Origin of the sequence: Ilumatobacter sp. (assembly GCF_049588435.1) — a bacterium.
Classification (GTDB): Bacteria; Actinomycetota; Acidimicrobiia; order Acidimicrobiales; family Ilumatobacteraceae; genus Ilumatobacter_A.
This window is the reverse complement of record NZ_JBAVYV010000178.1, coordinates 1-8,442: the sequence shown is the minus strand read 5'-3', so window position 1 is coordinate 8,442 and position 8,442 is coordinate 1. Positions and strand designations below refer to the sequence as shown.

General features: G+C 68.5%; 6 protein-coding genes and 1 pseudogene. 2 read left to right on the top strand and 5 right to left on the bottom strand.

The features are described from left to right. The 5 genes and pseudogenes from WBV89_RS06490 to purL form a co-directional block, all read right to left on the bottom strand. Window positions 1-631, bottom strand: a pseudogene (locus tag WBV89_RS06490) (phosphoribosylamine--glycine ligase); the annotation flags it as partial. Continuing rightward, entirely contained in the window at window positions 631-2,100 is a 1,470-nt protein-coding gene (purF, locus tag WBV89_RS06485; protein WP_423980516.1) for an amidophosphoribosyltransferase, read from the bottom strand. The gene purF and the pseudogene WBV89_RS06490, both read right to left, overlap by 1 nt. Window position 2,101: 1 nt before the next feature. Continuing rightward, a complete protein-coding gene (locus WBV89_RS06480; RefSeq protein WP_423980515.1) occupies window positions 2,102-3,055 on the bottom strand; it encodes a phosphoribosylaminoimidazolesuccinocarboxamide synthase in 954 nt (317 codons plus the stop codon). After that, complete coding sequence (locus WBV89_RS06475) at window positions 3,052-3,774, bottom strand: phosphoribosylformylglycinamidine synthase subunit PurQ (RefSeq protein WP_423980514.1); 723 nt, start codon at window positions 3,772-3,774, stop codon at window positions 3,052-3,054. The genes WBV89_RS06480 and WBV89_RS06475 overlap by 4 nt, the downstream gene beginning before the upstream one ends. After that, entirely contained in the window at window positions 3,771-6,572 is a 2,802-nt protein-coding gene (gene purL, locus WBV89_RS06470; protein ID WP_423980513.1) for a phosphoribosylformylglycinamidine synthase subunit PurL, read from the bottom strand. The genes WBV89_RS06475 and purL overlap by 4 nt, the downstream gene beginning before the upstream one ends. 136 nt (window positions 6,573-6,708) lie before the next feature. Here purL and WBV89_RS06465 point away from each other — a divergent pair, with 136 nt between their 5' ends. Further along, complete coding sequence (locus WBV89_RS06465; protein WP_423980512.1) at window positions 6,709-7,389, top strand: histidine phosphatase family protein; 681 nt, start codon at window positions 6,709-6,711, stop codon at window positions 7,387-7,389. Between the two features lie 78 nt (window positions 7,390-7,467). Then, window positions 7,468-8,442 (top strand): GMC family oxidoreductase N-terminal domain-containing protein (locus WBV89_RS06460; RefSeq protein WP_423980511.1); only part of this gene is annotated, 975 nt, incomplete at its 3' end.

Here is an 8,442-nt window from a genome sequence, read left to right as displayed (position 1 = left end):
GGATCGGGGCCGGGGCGTAGGCGCCCATGCCTCCGGTGTTCGGTCCGGTGTCGCCCGCACCGATCCGCTTGTGGTCCTGGGCGAGCGGGAGGCCGACCGCGGTCGTGCCGTCGCACAGGGCGAGCAGCGAGAACTCGGGCCCGCTGATCCGCTCCTCGAGAACGAACGCCCCCGATTGCGCGGCGTCGATGATCGCCGCATCGGTCTCCCCGTCGGAATCGGGGACGACGACGCCCTTGCCTCCGGCGAGGCCGTCGAGCTTGACGACGACACCGGCACCGAGTTCGCGCCACCAGGCGCGCGCATCGTCGACGACCGACGGCGATGGCTCGAAGCGCGCGAACGTCGGCCCGGGGATGCCGAGGTCTGCTGCGAGTTGGCGCGCGAAGCCCTTGGACGACTCGAGACGTGCGAGCTCGGCCGTCGGTCCGAAGCACGGGATCCCACGCCGCGCACACTCATCGGCGGCCCCGGCGACGAGTGCGGACTCCGGCCCCGGAATCACCAGGTCGGTGTCGTCGATCGTCGCGCTGCCGAGATCCGCAGCGAGGCGGACAGCGTGTCCCGTACGACGACACGCCCACGCCAACGCGTGTTCGCGGCCTCCGCCACCGAGGATCAGGACTCGCATCAGTGCAGGACACCCTCGAACGCGAGCTTCGCCTGAGCGTCACCCACCGCGAGGGGATAGTTGCCGGTGAAGCATGCGTTGCAGTATCCGTCGTCGTCGCCTCCGGCACGCCCGGCGACGGCACGCATCATCCCGTCCAACGAGAGGAACGCCAGGCTGTCGGCCTGAATGTGTTCTTGGATCTCCGCGACGCTGAGTTGGGCGGCCATCAGGTCGCCGTCGTGGCCCATGTCGACCCCGAAGTGGCACGCGTGGGTGATCGGCGGGCAGGTGATCCGCAGGTGGACCTCTGCCGCGCCGGCGTCACGGACCAGCTTCACCAGCGGCCCGGCGGTGGTCCCGCGGACGAGTGAGTCGTCGATCATGATCACCCGCTTGCCGGCAAGGTTCTCGCTGAGGGCGTTGAACTTCAGCGCCACGCCGCGCTCACGGATGTCCTGTGTGGGTTCGATGAACGTCCGTCCGATGTAGCGGTTCTTGATCAGACCGTCGTTGAACGGCAGGCCGCTCTCGTTCGAGAAGCCGATCGCCGCGGGAATCGACGAGTCGGGAACCGGGATCACGACGTCGGCGTCGACGAGCGATTCGCGGGCGAGTTCGACGCCGAGCTGTTGGCGCACCTGGTGAACCGACTTGGAATCCCACACCGAGTCGGGACGAGAGAAGTAGACGAATTCGAAGGTGCAGCGCGCCGAGTTCGCCTGCGGCGCGAGCACCTGTTGGCGCTCGATCTCGGCACCGCGCAGCGTGACCATCTCGCCGGGTTTGACCTCGTCGATGTCGACACAGCCCAGCGTCGACAGCGCACAGGTCTCGGAGGCAACGGCGTGGCCACCGTGGGGGAGACGCCCGACCGACAGGGGCCGGAAGCCCCACGGATCGCGCACGGCGATCACCTGGTCGGCGGCGAGGATGACCAGCGAGAATGCACCCTTCCACGCCGGAAGCGTGCGTTCGATGCGCTCCTGCCAGTTGCGCCCGCCCGCGGCAGCGAGCATCAGTGTGAACACCTCGGTGTCGCTCGTGGCCGTCAGTCCGAATCCCTTGTGCAGGAGTTCGTCGCGGAGTGCGGTCGCGTTGACGAGGTTGCCGTTGTGGGCGACCGACAGCGGCCCGTGCATGGTCTCGACGAGGAACGGCTGGATGTTGCGTTCGGCGTTCGAACCGGTGGTGGAGTAACGCGTGTGGCCGATCGCGTGGTACCCGGTGAGCGGCTTGAGCGCTTCGGGGGTGAAGACCGTCGAGACGAGACCCGGCTCCTTGTGGACCCGGGCGCGTTTGCCGTCGCTGACCGCGATCCCCGCGGCTTCCTGGCCCCGGTGTTGGAGCGCGAAGAGCCCGAAGAACGCGAGTTGAGCGACTCCATCTCCGTGGGGAGTGGACAGCCCGAGGACCCCGCACTCGTCGTGCGCGACGTCCTCGCCCACGACTTCGGTGGGAACCGTCTGGACCGGGATCGATCGGGTCATGTCACTCCAGGTGGGCGACCGCGTCACGAATGCGCGAGGCGGCGGGATAGTCGGCGTACTCGAACGACTCGCCGGTGAGCCGTTCGTAGGCATCAACGTAGCGGGCGCTCGTCGCCGACCAGACGTCGTCGCCCAGGGTCGGGATCTCTCCATCGCCGCGGAATTCGGCGGCGGCGAGCGCCCGGCGCACGACTTCCTTGTCGAGACTCTCCGGCTCGGCACCGGACCCGACGCGTTCGTCGTAGGTCGCCGCGACCCACCACCGCGACGAATCGGGTGTGTGGACCTCGTCGATCAGCAGCAGTTCGCCGTTCTCGGCGACCCCGAACTCGTACTTCGTGTCGGCGAGGATCAGGCCGGCGTCGCGGCCGCGCTGGACTCCACGCTCGAACAACGCGAGCGCAGCCGATCGGACTCGACTCCAGAGATCCGCCTCGACCAGGCCCTGCTCGACGACCTCGTCGCACGTGATCGGAACGTCGTGTCCGCCGGCGTCACCCTTCGTCGTCGGGGTCACGATCGGATGCGGGAGCGGCTCGTTCTTCTGGAGGCCATCGGGCAGCCGATGGCCGTAGATCGTCCGTTCCCCGCGCTCGTAGGCGGTCCAGAGAGCGGTGTCGGTCACGCCGGTGATGTGCCCACGCACGACCACCTCGACGAGCAGGGGAGCGGCGGTCCGTGCAATCGTGACGTTCGGGTCCGGCGTCTCGATCAGATGGTTCGCGACGATGTCCGAGGTGGTGCGGAACCACCAGGCGGACAACTCGTTGAGGACCTGACCCTTGTACGCCACACCGGAGATGATCCGGTCGAATGCCGACAGCCGGTCGGTGGTCACGAACAGCCGTTGACCGATCCGGTCGCCACCGAGCGCGAACGACACCCGGACCTTGCCGTCCCGACGGTCGCCGAACGGGAGGTCGATCTCGGTCAGCGGCGTGGGCAGGTCGCTCATCGCTGTTTGGCGTGGGCGACGCCCGCCTCGAAGATCCGTAGACCCAGATGGCTCGGCCCGCCTCCCCCTCGTCGATAGTGCGGGTGCTGGCGGGCGACGATGTGGTTCTCGGGGTGGGGCATCAGGCCGAGCACCATCCCACTCGGATCGCTGACCCCGGCGATGTCGTCGACCGAACCGTTCGGGTTCGTGCTCCGGTAGCGCAGCGCCACCTGGCCGGCGGCCTCGAGCGATGCGGGATCCGGATGGACGTAACGACCCTCGCCGTGAGCGATCGGGCAGTGGATCGGGTCGTCGATCCCCTTCGTCCAGATGCTGTTGCTCTTCGCCGCGCGATCGAGCACGACCCACCGACAGTCGAAGACGCCCTGAGCGTTGTGTCCGAGCGCTCCGGGGATCAGGCTGGTCCGACTCAGCACCTGGAACCCGTTGCAGATCCCGAGCAGCGGTCGACCCCGACCCACGAACTCGTGGAGTCGGTCGCCGAGACCGAGCGTCAGGTCGAGCGCCATCATCCGCCCGGCGCCGAGCGAGTCCGCATAGCTGAACCCGCCGGCGACCACGGCGATCCGGGCGTCATCGAGATACCGGGGGCTGGTGATCAGTTCGTTGGCGCGCACGATGCGCACTTCGGCGCCGGCCAGTTCGAGCGCCAGGGCGACATCGTGGTCACGATTGGTGCCGGGCCCGGTGATGACGACCGCAGGAATCCGGCTCATGCGTCGCTCCCGAGGTGGGCGCGGCTGTTGAAGGCATCGACGAGTGCGGCGATCTGGATCGGTTCGACACCGGGCAGCGTGAGCACCCGCCGTTCGCTGACCTGGCCCAGACGGGTCACATCGTCGTCCATGATCCTCCGGAACGCAGCGACGCTTCGCTCCTCCACCTCGACGACGAGGCGGCCGATCGATTCGCCGAACAATGCGGTGGCGAGGTCGTCGTGGGGGAGCTCGGTGATCGTCGCACCGAGTCGGCCGGCGATGCACATCTCGGCCAGTGCGACGGCCAGTCCGCCTTCGCTGACGTCGTGGCACGACACCACCAGACCGGCGCGCATCGCGGTGTGCAGCCGCTGGTAGTTGATCGCCGCATCGGTGTCGGGAGCCGGGACGACGCCCGGGTCGTCGGGTTCGCCGTGGACGAGATCGAAGTGGGATCCGGCGAACTCGGACTCGGTCGAACCGATCAGCAGCAGCGCATTTCCGGGCGTGAGCAGGTCGGGCGTGATGCAGTGGTCGGCGTCGGGCACGTGGCCCACCGCGGTGATGACGAGCGTGGGTGGGACGGCATGGCGTTCGCCGTCACCGCCGATGTACTCGTTGTTGAGCGAGTCCTTGCCGGACACGAAGGGGGCGTTGAACATGAACGCCGCAGCGCAGCACCCGTCGACGGCGGCGACCAGGTCGCCCATCGTCGACTCGCGCCGCGGATCTCCCCACGAGAAGTTGTCGAGCAGCGCGATCTGATCCGGATCGGCGCCGACGGCGACGGCGTTGCGGACGGCTTCGTCCACCGCTGCGAAGGCCATCGCCTCCGGATCGTGCAGGCCGTACCAGGGGTTGACGCCGATCCCGATCGCGAAGCCGTGGGTGTCGGTCGGACCGGCGATCACCACACCGTCGGCGGGACCGTCCGACGCCGCTCCGATCAGCGGTCGCACGACGGTCGCGCCGAGGATCTCGTGGTCGTACCGGTGGATCGTCGCCGCCTTGGACGCGATGTTCGGGTGGCGCAGCAGCGCGAGCAACGACGCAGCGGGATCGGTGACCACACGGCTGGTCGCCCCGCTGCGCTTGGGGTCGGGCAGCGCCGCGTTCATGTGGCGTTGCGGTCGTCCGTCGTGGAGGAAGGCGGTGTCGAGTTCGGCGACGATCGCTTCACCGTTGCGCACGACGAGACGTCCGTCGCCGGTGAACGAACCGATGTCGGACCAGCCCACACCATGCTTCTCACACCGGTTGGCGAGCGCGCTGACGCCGCGAGGATGGACCGACACGACCATCCGCTCCTGGGCCTCGGAGAGCCAGACCTCCCACGGCTCGAGGCCGGGATACTTCCGTGGGACGAGCGCGAGATCGACGTCCGCGCCGACGCCCTCGGCCATCTCGCCGACCGCCGACGACAGGCCGCCCGCGCCACAGTCGGTGATCGCGGTGTACATGTCCTCGGCCCCGACGAGGACGTCGATGAGCAGCTTCTCGACGATCGGATCGCCGATCTGGACGCTCGCTCCGGCGACCTCACCCGTGGTCGCGTCCATCGTTGCGGACGAGAAGGTCGCACCCCGGATGCCGTCACGTCCTGTCGCTCCACCGAGGACGATCACCCGGTCGCCGGGATGCGGACCTTCGTGGAGCGGTCGGGTCGGAGCGGCACCGATGCAGCCGGCGAACACCAGCGGGTTGGTGGTGTATGCCGGGTCGTACAGGATCGCTCCCGCGACGGTCGGCAGGCCGATCTTGTTGCCGTAGTCGGCCACCCCGTCGATCACACCCGCCTCGATCCGGCGTGGATGGAGCGAACCGTCGGGCAGCTCGCTCAACGGAAGATCGGTCGGTCCGAAACACAAGATGTCGGTGATCGCGATCGGCTTGTGGGCGATTCCGAGCACGTCACGGATGACCCCGCCGACACCCGTGTTGGCGCCGCCGAAGGGCTCCACCGCCGACGGATGGTTGTGGGTCTCGGCCTTGAGCGCGAGCGTCGTTCCCTTGTGGAACTCCACGACCCCCGCATTGCCGACGAAGGCCGATCGCACGAACGGCGCGTCGATCTCCTCGGTGCACGAGCGCAGCTGGCGCATCAACGACGTGCGTTGGAATGCCTCGGTCGACCCGGGCTCGAGCGCGTGGACGACGGCGCGGAACGTCTTGTGCGCGCAGTGTTCGCTCCACGTCTGGGCGAGCGTCTCGATCTCGACGTCGGTCGGGTCTCGATCGATCGACTCGTAGTGGTCGCGGATCGTGCGCAGTTCCTCGGGGTCGAGCGACAACGCGCGTTCCGCGTTCAGTTCCGCGAGCTGAGCGTCGTCGAGACCGCGGATCGGGATCGACGATGCCGTGCCGACCGAGTCGTCGGATCCGGGACGGAGGGGTTCGATCGTGCCGTCACCCCAGCGGTCGACGATCGGGTTGACGAGCAGTCGGGCGATGACGGTGCGTCGGGTCGCTTCGTCGACTTCGTCGTGGAACTCCACACGCAGACCCGTCGCCGCGTATTCGACGCCGATGTCGAGCGACGTCGCCGCGTGACGAACCGCATCGGCAGCGGTGTCGGTGACCCCGGGAAGGAGCCCGATCTCGACCGCGGGGTCCGTCGGGACGCTCCAGGAACCCATCTGCAGCAGGGGATCGACGAGCAGGCCGTGGAGGCGCTGTTTGTCGACGTCGGACAGGTCGGCGTCGATGTGGATGACATCGGCGATCGTGAGTCCGCTCACCGGGGGAAGACCCAGCGCTGCCGCTCCCGCGATGACCTGGTCGACCCGCGGATCCTGGTCGAGGGTGCGGATCGTCATGCGATGTCGGTGGGACACCGGCGCGACCATACGGAGCGGATCCGCTCCCGACCAGCATTTCGCGAGAAATTTCACACAGCCGTCGCGAAGATCGCGCGCCCCGTGGCCGCCGGTCTCTCCGGCGTACGCTCGGGTCGTGGCGTCGACACCGAGTACTGAGCCGACCACGATCACCCTCGTCCGACACGGCGAGTCGAACGTGACCGTCGAACGGGTGATCGGCGGCCACCGGAGTTGCACCGGGCTGAGCGGTCTCGGTCGACAGCAGTCGGAGCGACTCGCTGCGCGGCTCGGCGAAACCGGTGAACTCGACGCAGATGTGTTGCTGACCAGCCACTTCGCGCGGGCGATCGAGACCGCCGAGATCATCCGGCCGGCGCTGGGAGCGGTCGAATTCGGTGATCATTGGCCCGAGTTCGGTGAGCACGACCCGGGACCCGAGATCGACGGGATGACCTTCGATGCGTACGTCGATCGGTTCGGAACACCGGATTGGAACGGCGACCCGCACGTCGAGATCTTCCCCGGTGGCGAGACGACCGCCGTGTTCCACGAACGAGTTCGCGGCGCACTCGAGCGCGTGCTCGCGACATATCCCGGGCGACATGTCGTCGTGGCGTGTCACGGCGGTGTCGTCGACGCCGTGTTCCGTCATGTGACCGGCCTGGATTCGACCGGCGGGTTCCATCTGAACACGCTCAACACCTCGCTGACCGGCTTCACGGCGCCGGCCGAGCCCGACCGACCGTGGACCGTGGTGCGCTACAACGATTCGGCCCATCTCGCCGGCCTGCCCGCCCGGACCGCCGCTGCGTGACGCAGGTCGAGGGGAAGGCATCGTGCGAACCGGCTCGAGCGGAACCGTTGGTGGAAAGCTCCCCGTGAGCTGCGCGTCGTGAGGTGGGTCGTGGTCGGTGCGGGTTCGGGCGGGTGTGTCGCGGCACGGCGCCTGTTCGACGCCGGTCACCACGTGACCTTGATCGAAGCGGGTGCCCCCTTCCACCGCGAGGACCCGTTCGCCGAGATCGACGGCAGCGATGCGTTCGCCGCTCAAGGCGTCGAGGGCCGCATGTACACCGAACTGGTCGCTCGACGCACCGTCGGCGGCCCGGAGTCGCGATATCTCCGTGGACGGGGCGTCGGAGGGTCGAGCGTGGTCAACGGAATGGTCGCGCTCCGCGGCGATCCCGACGTGTACGCCTCGTGGGGCTGGGACCGCTCCGAGGTCGACACCGCCTGGAATCGGTGCCTGATCCCGGAGCAGCGCCCCGACGAATCCGAGCTCGGCCGGATCGACCGGCTCCTCCTCGACGCAGCCGCCGACGCCGAGGTGTGCCCACTCACGCGAAGCGACGGGCGTCGGGTCACGTCGGCGGAGGCGTATCTGTGGGAACCACTGGGCGCGGGCGATCCCCGATTCGAGGTCCTGAGCGACCGTCTCGTCGACCGGGTGGCCTTCGACGATTCCGGTGCAGCCGTCGGCGTCGTGCTCGCCGACGGTGAGCGGATCGGCGCGGACGCGGTGGTGCTCTCCGCCGGGGCGATCCACACGCCGACCATCCTCCTGCGCTCCGGCGCGACCACCGCGGGGACGGGGCTTCGTGACCATCCGGCAGCGGGGTTGCTGTTGCACCTGAGCGACGAGCCTCGGGCTCGACTCGACCAGGCACAGCGCGGGCTGGCCACGGCATCGATCGTCGATCGGGACGGCATCCAACTGCTCGCGCTCAACCATCTCGGACCGGCCGCCCGGACCGAGTTTGCGAAGATCCTCGTCGCGCTGATGCGTCCGGAGTCCCCGGGCGGCAACGTCCGCCTGAGCTCCGATGATCCGACCGCTCCGCCGATCGTCGAGTTCGATCTGCTGAGC

Excerpts from the sequence above, each read along its gene's own strand:
- WBV89_RS06475 (WP_423980514.1), bottom strand. The coding sequence starts at position 3,774 with ATGAGCCGGATTCCTGCGGTCGTCATCACCGGGCCCGGCACCAATCGT.
- WBV89_RS06480 (WP_423980515.1), bottom strand. The coding sequence starts at position 3,055 with ATGAGCGACCTGCCCACGCCGCTGACCGAGATCGACCTCCCGTTCGGC.
- purF (WP_423980516.1), bottom strand. The coding sequence starts at position 2,100 with ATGACCCGATCGATCCCGGTCCAGACGGTTCCCACCGAAGTCGTGGGC.
- purL (WP_423980513.1), bottom strand. The coding sequence starts at position 6,572 with ATGACGATCCGCACCCTCGACCAGGATCCGCGGGTCGACCAGGTCATC.